The sequence below is a fragment of the Escherichia sp. E4742 genome (genome assembly GCF_005843885.1).
Classification (GTDB): Bacteria; Pseudomonadota; Gammaproteobacteria; order Enterobacterales; family Enterobacteriaceae; genus Escherichia.
The window spans coordinates 496,530-518,632 of sequence record NZ_CP040443.1 but is presented as its reverse complement, the minus strand read 5'-3'; the positions used below and the strand labels follow the sequence as shown (position 1 = coordinate 518,632).

Here is a 22,103-nt window from a genome sequence, read left to right as displayed (position 1 = left end):
ATCACATCCGGTCGGGGATTTAGACTTTCTTACGCGGTTTGCGTGTTTTCGTCACGGCGCTCACTTCACTGACTACCACACCATCGCCCAGCCGTGTGGTCAACGTATCACCCGCTTTAACCTGCTTAACCTGCTTTAGCACCGTGCCATCGGCGGCGCTGGTGACGCTATAACCGCGCGCCAGCGTGGACAGTGGACTCACGGCTTCCAGATGTGTCACCACATTACCAAAGCGTTCGCGCGTGGCGCTAAGCTGTGCGCGCAGGGTTTCAGCCAGACGATATTCCAGTTGCTGAATGCGCGTTTGCGCGCGATGAATCTTCGGCTGTGGGTTTTGCTGATTCAGCCGCTGTGTTAACCGCTGCTGTTGCTGGCTCGTGCGTTTTAACTGATTTTCCAGCGCAAAGCTCATCCGCTTTTGCAGGCGCTCCAGCATGGTTTGCTGGCGTGCAAGGCGGAGTTGTGGATGCTGCTGCTGTAACCGATGATGGATCTGCGTAAAGCGTCGTGTGCGGTTAGCGAGATAGTAATCCATCGCCATTTCGAGGCGCTGCTGCGCAGACTGCACCTGACGCAGTAACTCCTGCTGATTGCGGCTTACTACTTCAGCTGCGGCAGATGGCGTTGGCGCACGCAGGTCGGCAACAAAATCAGCAATCGTCACATCGGTTTCATGACCGACGGCGCTGACAATCGGAATACGGCTGGCAAAAATCGCCCGCGCCACGCGCTCGTCGTTAAAGCTCCATAAATCTTCCAGCGAACCACCACCGCGCCCGACGATCAACACGTCACATTCGTTGCGAAGATTCGCCAGTTCAATGGCGCGTACAATTTGCCCCGGAGCATCATCGCCCTGAACGGCTGTGGGGTAGATGATCACCGGCAGAGACGGATCGCGACGTTTTAACACATGCAAAATATCGTGCAGTGCGGCACCGGTTTTTGAGGTGATCACACCAACGCAGTGGGCAGGAGAGGGAAGTAGCTTCTTAAACTGCTGATCGAACAAGCCTTCAGCCTGCAATTTCGCTTTGAGCTGTTCGTATTTCTGTTGCAACAAGCCTTCACCGGCTGGCTGCATACTCTCGACGATAATCTGATAATCACCGCGCGGCTCATACAGCGTAATGTTGGCGCGAACCAGCACCTGTTGCCCGTGCTGTGGGCGAAAGGTAACCCGGCGATTGCTGTTGCGGAACATCGCACAGCGGACCTGAGCGGTATCGTCTTTGAGGGTAAAGTACCAGTGCCCGGAAGATGGCTGGCTAAAGTTAGAGATTTCGCCGCTGATCCACACTTGCCCCATCTCCTGCTCAAGCAGCAAACGGACGGTCTGATTCAGGCGACTAACCGTAAAAATTGCGGGGGATTGAGATGGTAACATGTGAGCGAGATCAAATTCTAAATCAGCAGGTTATTCAATCGATAGTAACGTGCTGACCGGGGAGCGCAAGCATTATTTGCAAAAAGGGGTAGATGCAATCGGTTACGCTCTGTATAATGCCGCGGCAATATTTATTAACCACTCTGGTCGAGATATTGCCCATGCTACGTATCGCTAAAGAAGCTCTGACGTTTGACGACGTTCTCCTCGTTCCTGCTCATTCTACCGTTCTGCCGAATACTGCTGACCTCAGCACCCAGCTGACGAAAACTATTCGTTTGAATATCCCTATGCTTTCCGCAGCAATGGATACTGTAACGGAAGCGCGCCTGGCTATTGCTCTGGCTCAGGAAGGCGGTATCGGCTTTATCCACAAAAACATGTCCATTGAACGCCAGGCTGAAGAAGTTCGCCGTGTGAAAAAACACGAATCTGGCGTGGTAACTGATCCGCAGACCGTGCTGCCGACAACCACCCTGCGTGAAGTGAAAGAACTGACCGAGCGTAACGGCTTTGCTGGCTACCCGGTTGTTACCGAAGAAAACGAACTGGTCGGCATCATCACTGGTCGTGACGTGCGTTTTGTGACCGACCTGAGCCAGCCGGTTAGCGTTTACATGACGCCGAAAGAGCGTCTGGTAACGGTGCGTGAAGGTGAAGCCCGTGAAGTAGTGCTGGCAAAAATGCACGAAAAACGCGTTGAAAAGGCGCTGGTGGTTGATGATGAATTCCACCTGATCGGCATGATCACTGTTAAAGATTTCCAGAAAGCGGAACGTAAACCGAACGCCTGTAAAGATGAACAAGGCCGTTTGCGTGTTGGTGCTGCGGTTGGCGCGGGTGCGGGTAACGAAGAGCGTGTTGATGCGCTGGTTGCCGCAGGCGTTGACGTTCTGCTGATCGACTCCTCTCACGGTCATTCTGAAGGCGTTCTGCAACGTATCCGTGAAACTCGTGCTAAATATCCGGATCTGCAAATCATCGGCGGCAACGTGGCAACAGCTGCGGGCGCACGCGCTCTGGCAGAAGCAGGTTGCAGCGCGGTTAAAGTCGGTATCGGCCCTGGCTCTATCTGTACGACTCGTATCGTTACTGGTGTCGGTGTTCCGCAGATCACTGCCGTTGCTGACGCAGTTGAAGCGCTGGAAGGCACCGGTATTCCGGTTATTGCTGACGGTGGTATTCGCTTCTCCGGCGATATTGCGAAAGCTATCGCTGCTGGCGCAAGCGCGGTGATGGTCGGCTCCATGCTGGCAGGTACTGAAGAATCCCCGGGTGAAATCGAACTCTACCAGGGCCGCTCTTACAAATCTTACCGTGGGATGGGCTCTCTGGGCGCGATGTCCAAAGGCTCCTCTGACCGTTACTTCCAGAGCGACAACGCTGCCGACAAACTGGTGCCGGAAGGCATCGAAGGTCGCGTAGCCTACAAAGGTCGTCTGAAAGAGATCATTCACCAGCAGATGGGCGGCCTGCGCTCCTGTATGGGCCTGACCGGCTGTGGTACTATCGACGAACTGCGTACTAAAGCGGAGTTTGTACGTATCAGCGGTGCGGGTATTCAGGAAAGCCACGTTCACGACGTGACCATCACCAAAGAGTCCCCGAACTACCGTCTGGGCTCCTGATTCTCTTCGCCCGACTTCATGTCGGGCGATTTATATTATCTGTTTCACTTGCCTCGGAATAAGCGTCAATGACGGAAAACATTCATAAGCATCGCATCCTCATTCTGGACTTCGGTTCCCAGTATACTCAACTGGTTGCGCGCCGCGTGCGTGAGCTGGGCGTTTACTGCGAACTGTGGGCGTGGGATGTGACAGAAGCACAAATTCGTGACTTCAACCCAAGCGGCATTATTCTTTCCGGCGGCCCGGAAAGTACCACTGAAGAAAATAGCCCGCGTGCGCCGCAGTATGTTTTTGAAGCAGGCGTACCGGTATTCGGCGTTTGCTATGGTATGCAGACCATGGCGATGCAGTTGGGCGGTCACGTTGAAGCCTCCAACGAACGTGAATTTGGCTACGCGCAGGTTGAAGTCGTAAACGACAGCGCACTGGTTCGCGGTATCGAAGATGCTCTGACCGCAGACGGTAAACCGCTGCTGGACGTCTGGATGAGCCACGGCGATAAAGTTACCGCTATCCCGTCCGACTTCATCACCGTTGCCAGCACCGAAAATTGCCCGTTTGCCATTATGGCCAACGAAGAAAAACGCTTCTACGGAGTGCAGTTCCATCCGGAAGTGACCCACACCCGTCAGGGCATGCGTATGCTGGAGCGTTTTGTACTGGATATCTGTCAGTGTGAAGCCCTGTGGACGCCGGCAAAAATTATCGACGACGCAGTAGCCCGCATCCGCGAGCAGGTGGGCGACGATAAAGTAATCCTCGGCCTTTCTGGTGGCGTGGATTCCTCCGTAACCGCAATGCTGCTGCACCGCGCTATCGGTAAAAACCTGACTTGCGTATTCGTCGACAACGGCCTGCTGCGTCTCAATGAAGCAGAGCAGGTTCTGGATATGTTTGGCGATCACTTTGGTCTGAACATTGTTCACGTTCCGGCAGAAGATCGCTTCCTGTCAGCGCTGGCTGGCGAAAACGATCCAGAAGCGAAACGTAAAATCATCGGTCGCGTTTTCGTTGAAGTATTCGATGAGGAAGCGCTGAAACTGGAAGACGTGAAGTGGCTGGCGCAGGGCACTATCTACCCTGACGTTATCGAATCTGCCGCGTCTGCAACCGGTAAAGCACATGTCATCAAATCTCACCACAACGTTGGTGGCCTGCCGAAAGAGATGAAGATGGGCCTGGTTGAACCGCTGAAAGAGCTGTTCAAAGACGAAGTGCGTAAGATTGGCCTTGAGCTGGGCCTGCCGTACGACATGCTGTACCGTCACCCGTTCCCGGGGCCGGGCCTCGGCGTTCGTGTGCTGGGCGAAGTGAAGAAAGAGTACTGTGACCTGCTGCGCCGTGCTGACGCCATCTTCATTGAAGAGCTGCGTAAAGCGGATCTGTACGACAAGGTCAGCCAGGCGTTCACCGTCTTCCTGCCAGTACGTTCCGTTGGCGTAATGGGCGATGGTCGTAAGTATGACTGGGTTGTCTCTCTGCGTGCTGTTGAAACCATCGACTTTATGACCGCACACTGGGCGCACCTGCCGTACGACTTCCTCGGCCGCGTTTCCAACCGTATTATCAATGAAGTGAACGGTATTTCCCGCGTGGTGTATGACATCAGCGGTAAGCCGCCAGCTACTATTGAGTGGGAATGATTTAATTCCTGCACTATGAATGAACAAAACCCTCTGTTGCTACAGAGGGTTTTTTATATTGCTGGCTAAAGTCAGCAATATAAAAAAGCCCATAATCCTTACGAATCATAGGCTTGAAGTTACTGACATCAATTAATTAAACCAACCGTCTGATTTATTCTCTTCTGCTTTACCCACGCTTTTCATCAAATCGCGGCCACCTTCTGTCACATTCCTGTTAGCGTCAGCTTCAGATTGCACGACATCAGTTTGCGCGGCTTTGTGCTTCAGCTCCTGATCGATAAATTCGTTCTCGCGCTTAACGCGGGCTTCTTCTTTCGCCAGCGCCAGTTTTTGTTTCTGAATCTCTAAGCTGCGCAGCTCATCTTCATAACTTTGATCGCGTCTTTTATCCGCAGTGACTTCGGCGTCCAGTTTATCCTGGCGAGCTTTCTTATCCGCTGCTGCTGCCGCCGCTCTTTTATTGGCGGCGGCCTGAGCGTTTGCGCGCCGTTGTTTCTCTTGCTGAATTTCCCTGTTGCGCTCTGCTACCCATTCGTCATGCTGTCTTTGCTCTTCATTTTTACCTTGCTGCTCAGCTTCTGCGACCGCAGAGAGTTGATCCTGTAATGAAGAGGCGAAAGCTGAGCTACTAACAGCGGCTAAAATGGCGCAAAGAAAAACTTTCTTCATGAGTCCTCCTGATAGTTAGCTCTTTTCAGGACATTTGGTATTTGGCTGAATACGCGTTTCGTTATACGTAGTGGTAATGACAACGGCTAAACCCGTTGTGAACTGGCACTCTTTACCCACTTGAGTAGAGGTATACACCTTGGTCCCTTCTTTATAGGTTAACGAAACCCCTTCCACTAACGTCTTATCATTCACCATAGAACCTGCAGCCGCACCTACGGCTCCGCCGCCAACTGCACCCGCAGTAGTACCTGAATTGCTGCCAGACCCTACGTTATGTCCAATCACACCGCCTGCGACAGCGCCAATAAGCGCGCCAAAGGCTTGTGCGTTCCGTTTATTTTGTGAGTTATCTACCGCTACTTTCGCAGGTAGAATGGAAATGATATTAACGGTTTTGGTTTCTTGTTTGGTATTCAGTTGATCAGTTTGATAAACATCGGCGGCATGGTCGTCAGCATTTGACTGGCATCCTGCCAGGGTGAATGACGCTAAAATTGCCACAGGCAGAAGACATTTTTTAAATTTCATCACTATTCCTTGTTATAGACTTTACGAAAAACAAGACATTTAAGATCATCGAAAGAGGAAAGTAAATGTATAGACTATGGAGGAATAGATTAAATTTATTTAAATTCATCGAATAAATAAATCTGCATTAACGCATAATAGAAACATATATATTGTGTCTAATATACATTGCATCTTATTGCAGAATGATTCGAAATCAGGACAAAGAGGTAAAAATTTAGATAAATAAATGCCTGCCGCTTTGATAACAACAAAGAGCAACCGTGTCTGACAGCATTGAGCCGTCTTGTTCAGTAAAGGTGACGAAGGTAACCGCTAACGTTGTACCGGGGATTCGATAGAGAGTGTGGATTGCTGAGCTTCTTTTTTGCTCTGATGATGCTGCCAGGCGCCAACGGAGGAGTAGATAAAGCGGCCAAAGAAGAAGAGAAAGCTGATAAGCAATACGATACGAGTCATACGACTGTTAAATCGGTGTCGTTTTCGCATACTGGTTGGCTGACTCACAAAGGGTTCCTCAAGGTATGTCCATGCCATGGACGGTACTAACATTAAGGCATACCCGGGCGCAATGGTCAATTGTTCATTATGTAAAAAAGCGTTAGCTGATACATGTTTTAATGTTATGGAAGTTAATTTAATTATTTACAACAATGATGTAATAATGACGAGCCAACATTATAAACGTAATAATTCATTAATTAGGGTAATTTTGTTTGATATATATCAATTGGAACTTTCATATGACACTTAAAATCAATGCTCCTTAATAGCGATGAATAATCATCCATCGCAGTCAGGTGGGATGCCTGTCTGAATACACCCTTTCAGGATGTAGGGGGTTCTGCTGAGCATCTATGAAACTGAATGCAACTTATATAAATATACGTGATAAATGGTGGGGGCTTCCGCTGATCCTGCCGTCTATAATCTTGCCTGTTTTCGCCTATATAAATACTTACGCACATATTTCTTCTGGCGAAGTTTTTCTCTTTTATCTGCCGCTTGCGCTGATGATCAGCTTGATGATGTTTTTTAGCTGGGCAGCATTACCGGGTATTGCTTTAGGGATTTTTGTTCGTAAGTATGCCGAGCTTGGTTTATATGAAACGATCTCGTTAACGGTTAATTTCATAATCATTATCATTCTTTGTTGGGGGGGCTATAAGGTGTTTACGCCCCGGCGTAACAACGTTTCACATGGTGATATCCGCTTAATTTCCCAGCGCATTTTTTGGCAGATTGTTTTCCCTGCAACGTTGTTTCTGGTGCTCTTCCAGTTTGCGGCGTTTGTAGGTTTACTGGCGAGCAGAACAAATCTGGTTGGCGTCATGCCCTTAAATCTGGGAACCTTAATCAATTACCAGGCCTTGCTGGTGGGTAATCTGATAGGCGTCCCGCTTTGTTACTTCATCATTCGTTCTGTACGAAATCCATTTTATTTGCGAAGCTATTATTCTCAATTAAAACAACAGATTGACAGTAAGGTTACAAAAAAAGAGTTCACGCTGTGGTTGCTTGCTCTGGGCGCATTGTTATTTCTGCTATGTATGCCTTTAAATGAAAAAAGCACAATTTTCAGCACCAACTATACTTTGTCGTTATTGCTGCCGCTGATGATGTGGGGAGCGATGCGTTATGGCTACAAGCTGATCTCGTTGCTCTGGGCAATAGTGCTGATGATCAGTATCCATAGCTACCAGAATTATATTCCCCTTTATCATGGGTATACCACTCAACTAACCATAACCTCCTCCAGCTATCTGGTATTTTCTTTTATCGTCAATTACATGGCAGTTCTGGCAACGCGTCAACGAGCGGTGACCAGACGCATTCAGCGGCTGGCTTACGTGGACCCGGTTGTTCATCTGCCGAATGTTCGCGCTTTGAATCGTGCGCTGCGTGATGCGCCCTGGTCCGCGCTATGTTTTTTACGCATTCCCGGTATGGAAATGCTGGTAAAGAACTATGGCATCATGCTGCGTATCCAATACAAACAAAAGCTTTCACATTGGCTGGCACCTTTACTGGAACCCGGAGAAGACGTTTATCAGCTTTCTGGCAATGATCTCGCGCTGCGACTGAATACAGAGTCTCACCAGGAGCGCATTATCGTATTGGATAACCATCTTAAGCAGTTTCGTTTCTTTTGGGATGATATGCCATTGCAACCACAGATTGGTGTCAGCTATTGCTATGTCCGTTCGCCAGTGAATCATATTTATTTGCTGTTAGGTGAGCTAAGTACGGTTGCTGAACTCTCTATAGTGACTAATGCCCCGGAAAATATGCAGCGTCGCGGAGCAATGTATCTGCAACGAGAATTAAAAGACAAAGTGGCAATGATGAATCGGCTACAGCAGGCGCTTGAGCACGACGATTTTTGCCTTATGGCCCAGCCAATTACTGGAGTGCGCGGCGATGTCTATCATGAAATCTTGCTGCGTATGAGAGGGGAGAATGATGAACTCATCAATCCTGATAATTTCTTGCCGGTTGCTCATGAATTTGGCTTATCGTCCAGTATCGACATGTGGGTCATCGAACATACATTGCAATTTATGGCGGAAAATAAAGAGAAAATGCCCGCTCAACGATTTGCGATTAATTTGTCGCCAACTTCAGTTTGTCAGGCCCGCTTTCCTGTTAAAATTAGTAAGTTATTAGCGAAATACCAAATAGAGGCGTGGCAGCTTATCTTTGAAGTCACCGAAAGTAATGCCCTTACCAATGTTAAGCAGGCACAGAATACACTACAGCATCTTCAGGAGTTAGGATGCAAGATTGCTATTGATGATTTCGGCACCGGATACGCAAGTTATGCGCGGCTAAAAAATGTGAATGCCAATTTATTAAAAATTGATGGCAGCTTCATCCGTAATATTGCCTCGAATAGTCTGGATTACCAGATAGTGGCATCGATTTGTCATCTGGCACGAATGAAGAAAATGCAAGTGGTTGCGGAGTATGTTGAAAATGAAGAGATTCGCAAAGCCGTACACTCTTTGGGTATTGATTACCTGCAAGGCTTTTTGATTGGTGAACCGCAGCCGTTAATTGCGATTACGGCTGAAAGGGAACCTGTTCGAGAAAGCGCGTAATACATTTGGGCCAACGCAACAGGTTGGCCCGTTTTCATTTCATATTAAGCCGCGATTTCCGGCGTGCTTTCTTCTTCAATTTTTAACCGCCAGCCACTCACGCCTTCCCAGTATTCTTGCTCCTTTTCCAGATCAAGCAATACCAGCGCGTTCTGGCTAAACCAGTCATGTGGAAAACGTAGCGTCCAGTGGCTGTCATCAGTAATCAGAGTTAATGTCGGCGGTGTCGTGGTTGCCTGACGTTGATTATTAAGTAATACGCCAAGGCGCAACAGCTGAATTAACGGCAGGAACTGTTTTTTCTTAAACAGCGTAAAGCGCGGCAGATCGTCGAGCTTAATCGCTTTACGATGATAACGCACCAGCGTCGCCATCATCAGTTGTTGTTCCTGATTAAATCCTGGCAAGTCGCTGTTTTGCAGGATATACGCCGAATGGCGATGAAGGCCACTATGATTAATGCTTAATCCGACTTCATGCAGCATGGCGGCCCAGCGCAGTAATGCTTCTAGTTGTGGATGTGCCAACTTCGGTTGCTGCTCCCGCCATTGCTCGTACATTTGCATGGTAGTGTCGAGCACCCGTCGGGCCTGTTCACTGTCAATGTGATACTGGTTGGCCAGGCTGCTGGCGGTGCGGCTACGCACATCCTGATGGCGGAAACGCCCTTCCATTTCATACAAAACGCCTTCTCGCAGCGCCCCGTCAGAAAGCCGCAGTTCACGAATGGCTAATGCATCAAATACACCGCACAAAATAGCCAGACCAGGAACAAAAACCGTTTTCCGTTCTTCCGACAGACCCGGCAAACTTAACGCCGAGAAATTACGATGACGCAATACTTCTTTCACCAGTTTATCGAGGCGCTCTGGTGTAATGATGCCGTCTTTCTCGCCCATTTCCAGCAACACTTCATGGGCGGCTTTAATGGTGCCGGAAGCCCCCATTGCAACGTTCCAGCCCTGAATACGGAATTGCCAGGTTAATGTTTCCAGTTTTTGTGCAGCCGCCATGCGTGCGCGCTGAAAATTCTCTTTATTGATGACCCCGCCCGGAAAATAAAGCTGGGCAAAGCTAACGCAACCCATCCGGCGGCTTTCGACGAGAATCGGTTCGAAATTTTCTCCAATTACCAACTCCGTTGAGCCGCCGCCAATATCAATAACCAGTTTGCGACCTTTTTCCGGCTGGGTATGTTCCACACCCATAAAAATCAGACGAGCTTCTTCGTTGCCGGAAATAATTTCAATCGGATAGGGAATAACCTTTTCGGCGCGTTTCAGAAAATCAGTAGCGTTCAGCGCCTGACGCAGTGTATGTGTCCCGACAATGCAGACACTAGAGGGAGAGAAACCTTGCAAGCGTTCGGCAAACAGCGACAGACAGCTTAAACCGCGCGTCATCGCCTCCTCACTCAACATATTATCTGGCCCCAGACCATCTGCCAGGTGTACCCGTTGTTTCAGGCGGCCAATAATCTGCATGGCGCCATCCACCACACGGGCAATAACCATGTGGAAACTGTTTGAACCAAGATCGACCGCAGCAAACTCCTGCGGGCGAGGGGATTTGTCGTGTATTGGCATAGGTTATTCTGGTTGTTCGAGTGATTTTATGTAGTCGTAGATCGCCAACTGCGCCCGAACTTTCCGGCGATTACCGCGGGGAACGTAGCGATTACTGAGTTCTTTATCGATATAACGTGCTTTCACCGTATCGCTGAACAGAATATCTACGATATCCAGTACCCGCTGCTTCAGCCGCGGGTCGAGCAGCGGCGTAGCCACTTCAATACGATAATCAATGTTGCGCGTCATCCAGTCGGCGGAAGAAAGGTAAACCTTTTTATCGCCACCATTTTCAAAAATATATACCCGATCATGTTCAAGGTAACGGTCAACAATGCTGATAGCACGAATATTGTCGCTAATGCCTTCCAGATTGGGGATCAGCGAACACATCCCGCGTACCAGCAGATTTACCGGCACGCCGGAACTGGATGCCGCATACAGACGATCGACCAGTCCTTTATCGACCAGGTTATTCAGTTTCAGAGTAATACCGCTGGGCAGCCCTTGTTGTGCGTTGGCGATCTCGCGATCCACCATTTCATACAACAGACGGCGGGAGTTTTGCGGCGACACCATTAAATAATCAAATGTCACCGGACGGTATGGGTTTTCAATAAAGTTGAACACCCGCCGCACTTCGTTGGTGATGCGCGCATCGGCGGTCAGCAGCGAATAGTCGGTATAAAGACGTGCGGTTTTTTCGTTAAAGTTCCCGGTCCCAATATGCGCGTAACGCACGACTTCACCGTTTTCTTTACGTGAAATCAGGAACAGTTTGGCGTGAATTTTCAGCCCCGGCGCAGAGAAGATAACGTGCACGCCAGCTTCGGTTAGTCGCTTCGCCCAATGAATGTTAGCTTCTTCGTCAAAACGTGCCTGTAGCTCAACCACCACGGTCACTTTCTTGCCGTTGTGCGCAGCGTGGATCATCGAGTCGATGATGCGTGAATCTTTTGCCACACGGTAAATGTTGATTTTAATCGCCAGCACGCTCGGATCGAACGAGGCCTGACGCAACAGTTCCAGTACGTGCTCAAAGGTGTGATAAGGGTAATAGAGCAGAACATCGCGTTCGCGAATGGCATCAAAACCGTTGCGGAACTGGGCTTTATCAAACCAGATATGGCGTAAACGCGGCAGTGGTTTGTTAACCAGATTCGCTTTGCCGACATTAGGGAAATTAATAAAGTCTTTGAAATTGTGGTAACGGCCGCCAGGGACGATAGAGTCGTAACGGGAAATAGTCAGTTTTTCACGCAATACTTCAACCAGCGCGTTAGGCATATCACGCTGATAAACAAAACGTACGGGTTCTGCGGTTAGACGCTGCTTCAGACTGGAAGACATCAGCTCCATCAGGCTGGCCTCCATCTCGTGTACTAAATCGTATTCGGCGTCGCGGGTCATCTTCATCGAATAAGCGTTCAGCGCGTCATAATCAAAGAAGCCTTTGAAGATATCATCAAGGCAGTAACGCAGGATATTATCCAATAAAATCATTGGTTTGCGTCGACGCGGTGCTTCCGGCGGCAAATTCACAAAGCGCGGAACTTTATCCGATGGGATCTCCAGTAGCGCGTAACGGATTGTATCGCCACGAATAATTTCCACCGCCAGATAGGTATAATCATCTTTCAGAAACTGCACTAAGTCAGTGTCAGGATTGATTAAAATCGGCGTAATATGCTGGCGCAGATACTGCTTAAAATAATGACGCAGCCAGTTTTGTTGATTAACGGAGAGTTGGCGTTCATTAATCAGGAAGATCTGGTTACGCGCCATCTCCAGTAGCAGTTCATTGTAAAGGCCGTCAAATTCCTGATCGGCTTTCAGCACGCGGGATTGAATTTTGCCCAGCAAATGGCGGGAATGAGAGTTAGAACCTTGTTCTTCGCTAATAATGATACGTCGCTTCAGTTCAGCGAAGCGAACTTTATAGAACTCATCAAGGTTATTGGAATAGATCCCAAGAAAACGCATCCTTTCAATCAGCGGGTTAGATTTGTCCGCCGCTTCCTGAAGCACGCGTTCATTGAACGATAACCAACTGAGCTCTTTCTCGATGTATAGCTTTTCCTGACCCATTACCACTTTTACTCCGTTTTATTCACGGGACACTGCCTGGATATTATGGCGAGCAATGTTGGCAGATGTCCAACTATGCCAGAAAAGGGGGAAAAAAACTGCTGAAGCCTGCGATTTACAGGATAAATGAGAAGGGCCAGCAGTAGCGCTGGCGCTTTAAATATGCGTAAGATTACTCGTCGTCGGCGGCGTAGCCCTGCGGTGGAAGACGCTGATCATCCAGCCACGCGGCGTTTTCATGCATCTTCAGACGACCATCAACAAACCAGCTAATGACCAACGGGTAAATAGCATGTTCCTGAGTTTGCACGCGAGCGGTGATTTCATCTTCCGTATCACCGGCAAAAACCGGAACTTTAGCCTGCAAAATCACCGGGCCGCCGTCCAGCTCATCGGTGACGAAATGCACTGATGTACCGTGTTCTTCATCGCCATTTTCCAGCGCCTGACGATGGGTATGCAAACCGGGATATTTCGGTAGCAGGGAAGGGTGAATGTTCAACAAACGCCCGGCGTAGTGGGAAACAAACGCTGGGCTGAGAATGCGCATAAAACCGGCCAGAACTACAACATCGGGTGCGTACACGTCGATTTCGTGCATCAATTCCCGATCATAGTCTTCTCGACTGTCAAATTGACTGGCAATAAGCGTATGCGTTGCGATCCCTGCTGTGCGGGCGCGCTCAAGGCCGAACGCGTCGGCCTTATTGCTGAAAACTGCCCGTAGGGTGCCTTTAATTTTGTTGGTTTTGCAGGCATCAATAATTGCCTGCAAATTACTTCCGTTGCCGGAAATAAGCACCACAATATTCATTATTCGATAACCACGCGTTGTTCGGAATCAGAAGCTTTGATGATACCGATTTTCCACGCGTTTTCACCGTTGGCATTGAGCAGGGCGAGAGCTTTGTCCACTTCCGGAGCAGGTAGGGCGATAACCATCCCGACGCCGCAGTTGAAGGTACGATACATTTCATGGCGGCTGACGTTACCTGCTGTTTGCAGCCAGTTGAACACTGCCGGCCACTGCCAGGAGGATTCATCAATCACTGCCTGAGTGTTTTCAGGTAATACGCGAGGAATGTTTTCCCAGAAACCGCCGCCGGTCAGGTGCGCAATGGCGTGAACATCAACCTTTTCAATCAATTCCAGCACTGACTTCACATAAATACGGGTTGGCGCCAGCAGATGATCGGCTAAAGGTTTTCCGTCCAGCTCTGTAGTTTGCGGGTCGCAACCGCTGACTTCGAGAATTTTGCGTACCAGCGAGTAACCGTTCGAGTGCGGGCCGCTGGAGCCGAGCGCAATAAGCACATCGCCGTCGCTAACTTTAGAACCATCGATGATTTCTGATTTTTCTACCACCCCAACACAGAAACCAGCGACATCGTAATCTTCGCCGTGATACATCCCCGGCATTTCTGCCGTTTCGCCACCCACCAGTGAACAGCCCGATTGCAGGCAACCTTCCGCGATGCCGCTAATCACCGCTGAAGCGGTATCAACATCCAGTTTTCCGGTTGCGTAATAGTCGAGGAAAAACAGCGGTTCTGCGCCTTGCACCACCAGGTCATTAACGCACATGGCGACCAGATCAATACCAATGGTGTCGTGACGTTTTAAGTCCATCGCCAGACGCAGTTTGGTGCCTACACCGTCAGTGCCGGAAACCAGCACAGGTTCACGATATTTTTGCGGCAATGCACACAGCGCACCGAAGCCGCCCAGACCGCCCATGACTTCCGGACGACGCGTTTTCTTCACTACGCCTTTGATTCTTCCAACCAGAGCATTACCCGCGTCAATATCAACACCGGCATCTTTGTAGCTAAGAGAGGTTTTATCGGTCACTGCTTGGGTCCCCACGCGTTACTTGCGGTAGAAAAATAAAATTCGGCGCAATTCTAACAGGGAAAGCAAACGTTTGCGAGACTGCTTTACATAACCTTTTTCTGCCTACCAGGCAGCGTAGTAGCGCATAAATAAACGTATTGAATGATTGTATTGTGAGATAATGGAAATAAATAACCATTTGAATGTGAAGTGATTTTTTTATCAAACAGTTGTTGGTTTGCCTAAAGTCAACGAAAATTATATTGCCGCCTTAAAAAAAGGCGGTATAATCCGTCGATTTTTTTTGTGGCTGCCCTCAAAGGAGAAAGAGTATGAAGATCGTGGAAGTCAAACACCCACTCGTCAAACACAAGCTGGGACTGATGCGTGAGCAAGATATCAGCACCAAGCGCTTTCGCGAACTCGCTTCCGAAGTGGGTAGCCTGCTGACTTACGAAGCGACCGCCGACCTTGAAACGGAAAAAGTCACTATCGAAGGCTGGAACGGCCCGGTAGAAATCGACCAGATCAAAGGTAAGAAAATTACCGTGGTGCCAATTCTGCGTGCGGGTCTGGGGATGATGGACGGTGTTCTGGAAAACGTTCCGAGCGCGCGCATCAGCGTAGTCGGTATGTACCGTGATGAAGAAACACTGGAGCCGGTACCGTACTTCCAGAAACTGGTTTCTAACATCGATGAGCGTATGGCGCTGATCGTTGACCCAATGTTGGCAACCGGTGGTTCCGTTATCGCGACCATCGACCTGCTGAAAAAAGCGGGCTGCAGCAGCATTAAAGTGCTGGTGCTGGTGGCTGCGCCAGAAGGTATCGCTGCGCTGGAAAAAGCGCATCCGGACGTCGAGCTGTATACCGCATCGATTGACCAGGGGCTGAATGAGCACGGATACATTATCCCGGGCCTCGGCGATGCTGGTGATAAAATCTTTGGTACGAAATAACGAATAAAAAATAATTAAAGCCGACTTTAAGAGTCGGCTTTTTTTTGAGTAAAGCGCCTATAACACATAATATACAGAGGATAATACTATGACGCGCCGTGCTATCGGGGTGAGTGAAAGACCGCCACTTTTACAGACAATCCCGCTTAGTTTACAACATTTGTTCGCCATGTTTGGTGCAACCGTCCTGGTGCCCGTCTTATTTCATATCAACCCGGCGACCGTACTGTTATTTAACGGTATCGGAACGCTGCTGTATCTCTTCATCTGTAAAGGGAAAATCCCGGCTTATCTTGGTTCGAGCTTTGCCTTTATTTCTCCGGTGTTATTGCTGTTGCCGTTGGGTTATGAAGTCGCGCTGGGCGGCTTTATTATGTGCGGCGTGCTGTTCTGTCTGGTTTCTTTTATTGTGAAGAAAGCAGGGACTGGCTGGCTGGATGTGCTGTTTCCTCCAGCGGCAATGGGGGCAATCGTTGCTGTCATCGGTCTGGAGCTGGCGGGCGTGGCCGCTGGCATGGCTGGCTTACTCCCGGCTGAAGGGCAAACGCCAGATTCCAAAACCATCATTATCTCCATTACTACCCTTGCGGTTACGGTTTTAGGTTCCGTTCTGTTCCGCGGTTTCCTGGCGATTATCCCGATTTTGATTGGCGTGTTGGTGGGGTACGCGCTCTCCTTCGCAATGGGTATTGTCGATACCACGCCGATTATTAACGCTCACTGGTTTGCTCTGCCGACCTTTTACACGCCGCGCTTTGAGTGGTTTGCCATTTTGACCATTCTGCCTGCGGCGCTGGTGGTTATTGCCGAACACGTGGGGCATCTGGTGGTAACGGCTAACATCGTGAAAAAAGATCTGCTGCGCGATCCGGGCCTGCACCGTTCCATGTTCGCTAACGGCCTGTCGACCGTTATCTCCGGGTTCTTTGGTTCCACGCCAAACACCACTTACGGGGAAAACATCGGCGTTATGGCGATCACCCGCGTCTACAGTACCTGGGTAATCGGTGGTGCGGCGATCTTCGCCATTCTGCTCTCCTGTGTTGGTAAACTGGCTGCTGCTATCCAGATGATCCCACTGCCGGTGATGGGCGGCGTTTCGCTGCTGCTTTACGGTGTCATCGGCGCTTCTGGTATTCGTGTACTTATTGAATCGAAAGTGGACTACAACAAAGCACAGAACTTGATCCTGACTTCCGTGATCCTGATCATCGGCGTCAGCGGCGCGAAGGTAAACATCGGTGCGGCAGAGCTGAAAGGTATGGCGTTGGCGACCATCGTCGGCATTGGCTTAAGTCTGATCTTTAAATTGATTAGCGTGCTCCGTCCGGAAGAAGTGGTGTTGGATGCAGAAGACGCCGATATAACAGAAAAATAATGTCGCGGCCGGGCAGTAATGCTGCCCGGTTCAAACATGATGGAATTCTGTGGTAAACTTCTCGTGATTTTGTGAAATCCCTGGTTGAGGTATCTCTGAACACACCGGCACAGCTCTCTTTGCCACTTTATCTTCCTGACGACGAAACCTTTGCAAGTTTCTGGCCGGGGGATAACTCCTCTTTACTGGCCGCGATGAAAAACGTGCTGCGTCAGGAACATAGCGGTTACATCTATCTCTGGGCACGCGAAGGCGCGGGGCGCAGCCATCTGCTGCACGCGGCTTGCGCGGAATTGTCGCAGCGTGGCGATGCGGTAGGTTATGTCCCGCTGGATAAACGCACCTGGTTTGTTCCGGAAGTGCTCGATGGTATGGAACAACTGTCGCTGGTTTGCATCGACAATATTGAGTGTATTGCTGGCGATGAGTTGTGGGAGATGGCGATTTTCGATCTCTACAATCGGATTCTGGAGTCAGGTAAAACACGGTTGCTGATCACTGGTGATCGTCCACCTCGTCAGTTGAATCTGGGGTTACCGGATCTTGCGTCACGTCTCGACTGGGGGCAAATCTACAAGTTGCAGCCACTTTCTGATGAAGACAAATTGCAGGCATTACAGTTACGCGCCCGTTTGCGTGGTTTTGAACTGCCGGAAGATGTGGGACGTTTCTTGCTGAAGCGGCTCGACAGAGAGATGCGCACGCTATTTATGACGTTGGATCAGCTGGATCGCGCATCGATTACGGCACAACGTAAGTTGACCATTCCGTTTGTGAAAGAGATCCTGAAGCTGTAGACAGGACGTTTATTGTCGGATGCGGCGCGAGCGCCTTATCCGACCTACTCGAATCAAGTTCATTGTATTTGTAGGCCGGATAAGACGCGGCAAGCGTCGCATCCGGCAATATGCCTTAGCTACCGAAGGGGTACATCTTAACCAACGATTTCCAGCACTTGCTCCGGCGGGCGACCAATACGCGCTTTGCCATTCACGACCACAATCGGGCGTTCCATCAGCTTCGGATTATCCACCATCGCCTGAATCAGCACTTCTTCGCTAAGCGAACTGTCTGCAAGATTCAGCTCTTTATAAAGATCCTCTTTCTGGCGCATCAGTTCACGGGCGCTATTCATACCCAACATTTTCAGCAAATTACGTAGCGTTGCCGCATCGGCGGGTGTCTCAAGATAGAGCACTACTTCCGGCTCTACACCATTTTCTTTCAGCAGGTTCAGCGTTTCACGGCTCTTTGAGCAGCGTGGGTTGTGGTAGATTTTTACCTGTTTGGTCATTGTTCTTCCTTTAATGCGAATTACATCTTGGTATAAGGCTTAAAGCGTTCCTGCAACTGGCGCAACTGGTCGATGCGCGCATCGTAACGCGCTTGTTGTAGGCTGCCTAATTTCACCTGCGAACTTGCGCTACTTAACAGAGAAATGGCCTGGTCGAGTCGCCCGGCCAGCGCATAACCTTCTGCTCGCGCTGCCAGTTCCTGATCGCGGTTATTTAGCGCGGCCTCCGCCTGTGCCAGCAAATCCCAGCCATTGCTGTCATCTTTATTATTAAAAGTATAGCGATTCAGAATATTGGCCGCTTCCTGCGGTTGACCGCCTTGCAGATACGCGTTTGCCAGGTTGAGCTGCAACACCGGACTGGTGCGTAAATCGCGGGCATTTTTCAGCCTATTGATCGCGTCATTGGCTTTGTGTTGCCCAAGGTCAATATCGGTTGCCAGATCGAGAAACCATGCATTAGCCGGTTCTGCCGCTAATAATGGCTGAAGCGTTTTCCGTGCTTCATCGAATTTATTGGCTTCCATCGCCTGTAAAGCACGACCATATTGCGCCGCCCGTTGCTGACGAACGTTACCTTTCGCCCATTCATCCAGCAAATCACTGGTGAGCTGATTACGTCCGGAATTGTACATCCCCAGTGTGCGCGCTTTCGCCAGATAGAAATCCTCCGACGACTGCACCACCATCGGGCGCATCTGATTAGCACGGTTACGAGCATCAGCCAGACGGCTTTCCGGCAACGGGTGAGTCAGCAAAATTTCCGGCGGACGCGAAGAGTAACGCGCCTGATCGAGCAATTTTTCGAGGAAGGTCGGCATCGCCTGCGGATCGAACCCCGAGCGTTGCAGCACCTGAATCCCAATGCGGTCTGCTTCCTGTTCGTTTTGCTGGGTGAAGCTGATCATCCCCTGGCGTGTTCCCGCCAGCGTACCGGTCAGCGCTGCCATTCCCGCCTGCGGGCTGGCCATCGCCAGTAAAATAGAACCTAACGCCCCGACCCAGGTGAGTGGTGCGCTACGTTGCTGATCTTCCATCGCTCGCGCCAGGTGGCGCTGGGTGACGTGGGAGATTTCATGCGCCATAACCGAAGCCAGTTGGCTTTCGTTATCGGAATAACGGAACAGGGCTGAATGCAGCACTACGTTGCCGCCAAAGAAAGCAAAGGCGTTAATTTCGTCGTTATTGATCAGAAAGAAATGGAATGGCGTCTTAACTGAATTGGCATGCGAAACCAGACGCATCCCCAGCGAGTTAATGTATTGCGTTAATAGCGGATCATTAATTAACGGCGCGCTGCCGCGTAACTGGCGAACATAATAGTCGCCCATCTGCATTTCCTGACCAATGGAAAGTGTGCTTCCTGCGGAGGTTCCCATATCCGGCAAGGTGTCTGCGCTGTCGGCAAACGCCGGGGCTACCTGACCGAGGGTCACAGCAGCAATGAGGGTAGCAACCAGGTTTTTTTTCAACTGCCTGAACATAACCTCTGTCCTGTATTTCTGGAGATAGTCATTTGACCGATACTGTGAAATATCGTTCCCACCGCGCCGCCTTTGAGTGTAACGGTGAAGACTAGCCCACTCAAATGGCTTTTCAGTTTCCTTAATCCGTCATAAAAAGCGAAGTCTTTTTTGTGACATTTCGATACAATTGCGGATCGCAATCCCCCTCTTGAGGTTCAGGGAAGGTCTTTATGCTCGAAATGTTGATGCAATGGTATCGCCGCCGTTTTAGCGACCCGGAAGCGATTGCCTTGCTGGTTATTTTAGTTGCCGGTTTTGGCATTATCTTTTTCTTTAGTGGATTACTCGCGCCGTTGCTGGTGGCTATTGTGCTGGCCTATTTGCTGGAATGGCCCACTGTGCGCCTGCAATCTATTGGCTGTTCCCGCCGTTGGGCGACGTCGATTGTGCTGGTCCTGTTTGTTGGCATCCTGCTACTGATGGCATTTGTGGTCATGCCTATCGCCTGGCAACAGGGCATTTATTTAATCCGCGATATGCCGGGCATGCTCAATAAGCTTTCTGATTTTGCCGCCACGTTGCCGCGCCGCTATCCGGCGTTGATGGACGCGGGCATTATTGATGCGATGGCTGACAATATGCGTAGCCGGATGCTTACCATGGGCGATTCAGTGGTGAAAATCTCCCTCGCCTCGCTGGTCGGTTTGCTGACCATTGCCGTCTATCTGGTGCTGGTGCCATTGATGGTCTTCTTCCTGCTGAAAGACAAAGAGCAAATGCTGAATGCCGTTCGTCGGGTGCTGCCGCGCAACCGTGGACTGGCAGGGCAGGTGTGGAAGGAGATGAACCAGCAAATCACCAACTACATCCGTGGCAAGGTACTGGAGATGATCGTGGTGGGGATCGCCACCTGGCTGGGATTCTTACTCTTCGGGCTGAACTATTCGCTGCTGCTGGCGGTGCTGGTCGGTTTCTCGGTGCTTATTCCGTACATTGGCGCATTCGTGGTGACCATTCCGGTGGTCGGCGTGGCGCTATTCCAGTTTGGCGCTGGCACCGAGTTCTGGAGCTGCTTCGCGGTGTATCTGATTATCCAGGCGCTGGACGGTAACTTACTCGTACCGGTGTTGTTCTCTGAAGCCGTGAACCTGCATCCGTTGGTGATTATTTTATCGGTGGTGATTTTCGGCGGGCTGTGGGGATTCTGGGGCGTATTCTTCGCTATCCCACTGGCAACGCTAATCAAAGCAGTAATCCATGCCTGGCCGGATGGTCAAATCCCGCAAGAGTAATCTTCAGCGAAAAGGGCTTTGAAACGAGTGTCGCAGGGCGTGATTTACATCACCGGATGTGAAATGTGCTGGCCGCAAGCGCAGCCAGCACGGAATGGAGCAAAGTAATCAGGCGTGTTCTTTTAGCCAGTTAAGCACTACGTCGTGGTGATTGCTGGTTTTGAAATCGTCAAATACGTGTTCGATTTTGCCGTTGGCATCGATCAGGAAGCTGATACGGTGAATACCATCGTAGGTTTTGCCCATGAAAGACTTCTCGCCCCAGACGCCGAATTGTTCGCATACCTGGTGGTCTTCATCGGACAGAAGCGTAAAGTTAAGCAGTTCTTTATCTGCGAAACGGGAAAGTTTTTCAGGTTTATCGGTGCTGATACCGAGCACATCAACGCCCGCTTTTTTTAACTCTTCCATGTTATCGCGTAAGCCGCAGGCCTGTACGGTACAGCCGGGGGTCATGGCTTTCGGGTAGAAATAAACCAGAACACGCTGTCCCTGGAAGTCGGTCAAATTAACTTGTTCTCCGTCTTGGTCCGGCAAGCTAAATTTCGGTGCGATGTCACCGGCTTTCAGTGGATTCATTAATTAACTCCATCCTGTTCATCATGTTGGGAATAGTTGACGACGTTAATACTGCCTTGCGCATTGAGTTCTGTACATAGTGCTTTGAACGCTTGCTCAATATTTGCTGAGTCCGCAGACGCCGGGCTGTGGGCGGTGATCTGAATATGTAGCTGCGCAGCCCTTTCATTTTCAGCAGGTTGCGTGCGTGACACCAGTTCTGCAATGTTCATATGGTGCGCGTCGAAAAGTGCTGTGAAGCGCTCAATTAAATGCGGGGAGTCCGCCACATCGACCTGAACCCAGACAGATGCGGGCATCGGTGGACGTGGGCGAGCGGTCGTTCGTTTCATCACGATTAAAAGATCCAGCTCGGCGCCTTTCAACGGTAACGTTGATTCAATCAAGGTGATGGCGTTCCATGAACCGGAAAGCAGCATGATAAACGTGAACTCTTCTCCCAACATCGCCAGGCGACTGTCTTCGATATTACAGCCGCAACTACTGACATGACGGGTGATGGTATTCACAATTCCTGGGCGATCGGCACCCAGCGCAGTGATCACCAGATAATGTTGCGATGACAGTGTCAAACTGGTTATTCCTTTAAGGGGGTGAGATGTTCCTAAGGAAAGCATAAAAAAAACATGCATACAACAATCAGAACGGTTCTGTTTGCTTGCTTTTAATGCCATACCAAAC

The 22,103-nt window shown here is 50.0% G+C and carries 19 protein-coding genes and 1 pseudogene; 8 read left to right on the top strand and 12 right to left on the bottom strand.

The window, feature by feature from the left end:
* Window positions 1–19: 19 nt before the first annotated feature.
* Window positions 20–1,387, bottom strand: a complete 1,368-nt coding sequence (xseA, locus tag FEM44_RS02520) for an exodeoxyribonuclease VII large subunit (protein ID WP_135521562.1) — start codon at window positions 1,385–1,387, stop codon at window positions 20–22.
* A 161-nt stretch (window positions 1,388–1,548) separates the two neighbouring features.
* Here xseA and guaB point away from each other — a divergent pair, with 161 nt between their 5' ends.
* Window positions 1,549–3,015, top strand: coding sequence for an IMP dehydrogenase (gene guaB / locus FEM44_RS02515; protein ID WP_001296289.1), 1,467 nt, complete (start codon window positions 1,549–1,551; stop codon window positions 3,013–3,015).
* Between the two features lie 68 nt (window positions 3,016–3,083).
* Window positions 3,084–4,661 carry a glutamine-hydrolyzing GMP synthase gene (gene guaA, locus FEM44_RS02510; RefSeq protein WP_064526237.1) on the top strand — a complete coding sequence of 526 codons (1,578 nt, stop codon included), beginning with the start codon at window positions 3,084–3,086 and terminating at the stop codon, window positions 4,659–4,661.
* Between the two features lie 132 nt (window positions 4,662–4,793).
* Here the strand turns inward: guaA and FEM44_RS02505 are convergent, their stop codons facing one another.
* From FEM44_RS02505 to FEM44_RS02495, 3 genes are all read right to left on the bottom strand, one after another.
* Window positions 4,794–5,333 carry a DUF5384 family protein gene (locus tag FEM44_RS02505; protein ID WP_135521564.1) on the bottom strand — a complete coding sequence of 180 codons (540 nt, stop codon included), beginning with the start codon at window positions 5,331–5,333 and terminating at the stop codon, window positions 4,794–4,796.
* 15 nt (window positions 5,334–5,348) lie between these two features.
* The gene (locus FEM44_RS02500; RefSeq protein ID WP_010344568.1) at window positions 5,349–5,867 is read right to left on the bottom strand and encodes a glycine zipper 2TM domain-containing protein; all 519 of its coding nucleotides are present in this window, start codon (window positions 5,865–5,867) and stop codon (window positions 5,349–5,351) included.
* Between the two features lie 312 nt (window positions 5,868–6,179).
* Window positions 6,180–6,371 carry a YfgG family protein gene (locus FEM44_RS02495; RefSeq protein WP_165382789.1) on the bottom strand — a complete coding sequence of 64 codons (192 nt, stop codon included), beginning with the start codon at window positions 6,369–6,371 and terminating at the stop codon, window positions 6,180–6,182.
* A 28-nt stretch (window positions 6,372–6,399) separates the two neighbouring features.
* Between FEM44_RS02495 and FEM44_RS25395 the strand changes: the two are divergent.
* Both FEM44_RS25395 and FEM44_RS02485 read left to right on the top strand, forming a co-directional pair.
* Window positions 6,400–6,531 (top strand): annotated as a pseudogene (locus FEM44_RS25395) (hypothetical protein); the annotation flags it as partial.
* Window positions 6,532–6,721: 190 nt separating this feature from the next.
* Entirely contained in the window at window positions 6,722–8,965 is a 2,244-nt protein-coding gene (locus FEM44_RS02485) for a bifunctional diguanylate cyclase/phosphodiesterase (RefSeq protein WP_135521568.1), read from the top strand.
* A 44-nt stretch (window positions 8,966–9,009) separates the two neighbouring features.
* Here the strand turns inward: FEM44_RS02485 and ppx are convergent, their stop codons facing one another.
* From ppx to purM, 4 genes are all read right to left on the bottom strand, one after another.
* Complete coding sequence (gene ppx, locus FEM44_RS02480; RefSeq protein WP_130207475.1) at window positions 9,010–10,551, bottom strand: exopolyphosphatase; 1,542 nt, start codon at window positions 10,549–10,551, stop codon at window positions 9,010–9,012.
* Between the two features lie 3 nt (window positions 10,552–10,554).
* Window positions 10,555–12,621 (bottom strand): polyphosphate kinase 1, encoded by a 2,067-nt coding sequence (gene ppk1, locus FEM44_RS02475; RefSeq protein ID WP_130207473.1) that lies wholly within the window; start codon window positions 12,619–12,621, stop codon window positions 10,555–10,557.
* Between the two features lie 172 nt (window positions 12,622–12,793).
* The gene (purN, locus tag FEM44_RS02470; protein ID WP_135521570.1) at window positions 12,794–13,435 is read right to left on the bottom strand and encodes a phosphoribosylglycinamide formyltransferase; all 642 of its coding nucleotides are present in this window, start codon (window positions 13,433–13,435) and stop codon (window positions 12,794–12,796) included.
* Complete coding sequence (purM, locus tag FEM44_RS02465; RefSeq protein ID WP_135521572.1) at window positions 13,435–14,472, bottom strand: phosphoribosylformylglycinamidine cyclo-ligase; 1,038 nt, start codon at window positions 14,470–14,472, stop codon at window positions 13,435–13,437. The genes purN and purM overlap by 1 nt, the downstream gene beginning before the upstream one ends.
* Before the next feature lie 314 nt (window positions 14,473–14,786).
* Here purM and upp point away from each other — a divergent pair, with 314 nt between their 5' ends.
* From upp to FEM44_RS02450, 3 genes are all read left to right on the top strand, one after another.
* On the top strand, window positions 14,787–15,413 hold the full coding sequence (gene upp / locus FEM44_RS02460) for a uracil phosphoribosyltransferase (RefSeq protein WP_130207463.1): 627 nt from the start codon (window positions 14,787–14,789) through the stop codon (window positions 15,411–15,413).
* Window positions 15,414–15,501: 88 nt separating this feature from the next.
* The gene (gene uraA, locus FEM44_RS02455) at window positions 15,502–16,791 is read left to right on the top strand and encodes a uracil permease (protein WP_135404531.1); all 1,290 of its coding nucleotides are present in this window, start codon (window positions 15,502–15,504) and stop codon (window positions 16,789–16,791) included.
* 95 nt (window positions 16,792–16,886) lie between these two features.
* Window positions 16,887–17,588: a DnaA inactivator Hda gene (locus FEM44_RS02450; RefSeq protein ID WP_074399451.1), complete on the top strand. Its 702-nt coding sequence runs from the start codon at window positions 16,887–16,889 to the stop codon at window positions 17,586–17,588.
* 137 nt (window positions 17,589–17,725) lie between these two features.
* On the opposite strand, the gene arsC is transcribed toward FEM44_RS02450, so the two are convergent.
* Window positions 17,726–18,085, bottom strand: a complete 360-nt coding sequence (gene arsC, locus FEM44_RS02445) for an arsenate reductase (glutaredoxin) (protein WP_130222014.1) — start codon at window positions 18,083–18,085, stop codon at window positions 17,726–17,728.
* Window positions 18,086–18,105: 20 nt separating this feature from the next.
* On the bottom strand, window positions 18,106–19,569 hold the full coding sequence (gene bepA / locus FEM44_RS02440; protein ID WP_135521574.1) for a beta-barrel assembly-enhancing protease: 1,464 nt from the start codon (window positions 19,567–19,569) through the stop codon (window positions 18,106–18,108).
* Between the two features lie 212 nt (window positions 19,570–19,781).
* Between bepA and FEM44_RS02435 the strand changes: the two genes are divergently transcribed.
* The gene (locus FEM44_RS02435; RefSeq protein WP_130214583.1) at window positions 19,782–20,843 is read left to right on the top strand and encodes an AI-2E family transporter; all 1,062 of its coding nucleotides are present in this window, start codon (window positions 19,782–19,784) and stop codon (window positions 20,841–20,843) included.
* Between the two features lie 108 nt (window positions 20,844–20,951).
* Here the strand turns inward: FEM44_RS02435 and bcp are convergent, their stop codons facing one another.
* Window positions 20,952–21,422, bottom strand: coding sequence for a thioredoxin-dependent thiol peroxidase (gene bcp, locus FEM44_RS02430; protein ID WP_130207453.1), 471 nt, complete (start codon window positions 21,420–21,422; stop codon window positions 20,952–20,954).
* A complete protein-coding gene (locus FEM44_RS02425; RefSeq protein ID WP_130207451.1) occupies window positions 21,422–21,994 on the bottom strand; it encodes a glycine cleavage system transcriptional repressor in 573 nt (190 codons plus the stop codon). The genes bcp and FEM44_RS02425 overlap by 1 nt, the downstream gene beginning before the upstream one ends.
* Window positions 21,995–22,103 lie beyond the last annotated feature (109 nt).

Excerpts from the sequence above, each read along its gene's own strand:
- xseA (WP_135521562.1), bottom strand. The coding sequence starts at position 1,387 with ATGTTACCATCTCAATCCCCCGCAATTTTTACGGTTAGTCGCCTGAAT.
- guaB (WP_001296289.1), top strand. The coding sequence starts at position 1,549 with ATGCTACGTATCGCTAAAGAAGCTCTGACGTTTGACGACGTTCTCCTC.
- guaA (WP_064526237.1), top strand. The coding sequence starts at position 3,084 with ATGACGGAAAACATTCATAAGCATCGCATCCTCATTCTGGACTTCGGT.
- FEM44_RS02505 (WP_135521564.1), bottom strand. The coding sequence starts at position 5,333 with ATGAAGAAAGTTTTTCTTTGCGCCATTTTAGCCGCTGTTAGTAGCTCA.
- FEM44_RS02485 (WP_135521568.1), top strand. The coding sequence starts at position 6,722 with ATGAAACTGAATGCAACTTATATAAATATACGTGATAAATGGTGGGGG.
- ppx (WP_130207475.1), bottom strand. The coding sequence starts at position 10,551 with ATGCCAATACACGACAAATCCCCTCGCCCGCAGGAGTTTGCTGCGGTC.
- ppk1 (WP_130207473.1), bottom strand. The coding sequence starts at position 12,621 with ATGGGTCAGGAAAAGCTATACATCGAGAAAGAGCTCAGTTGGTTATCG.
- purN (WP_135521570.1), bottom strand. The coding sequence starts at position 13,435 with ATGAATATTGTGGTGCTTATTTCCGGCAACGGAAGTAATTTGCAGGCA.
- upp (WP_130207463.1), top strand. The coding sequence starts at position 14,787 with ATGAAGATCGTGGAAGTCAAACACCCACTCGTCAAACACAAGCTGGGA.
- uraA (WP_135404531.1), top strand. The coding sequence starts at position 15,502 with ATGACGCGCCGTGCTATCGGGGTGAGTGAAAGACCGCCACTTTTACAG.
- arsC (WP_130222014.1), bottom strand. The coding sequence starts at position 18,085 with ATGACCAAACAGGTAAAAATCTACCACAACCCACGCTGCTCAAAGAGC.
- bepA (WP_135521574.1), bottom strand. The coding sequence starts at position 19,569 with ATGTTCAGGCAGTTGAAAAAAAACCTGGTTGCTACCCTCATTGCTGCT.
- FEM44_RS02435 (WP_130214583.1), top strand. The coding sequence starts at position 19,782 with ATGCTCGAAATGTTGATGCAATGGTATCGCCGCCGTTTTAGCGACCCG.
- bcp (WP_130207453.1), bottom strand. The coding sequence starts at position 21,422 with ATGAATCCACTGAAAGCCGGTGACATCGCACCGAAATTTAGCTTGCCG.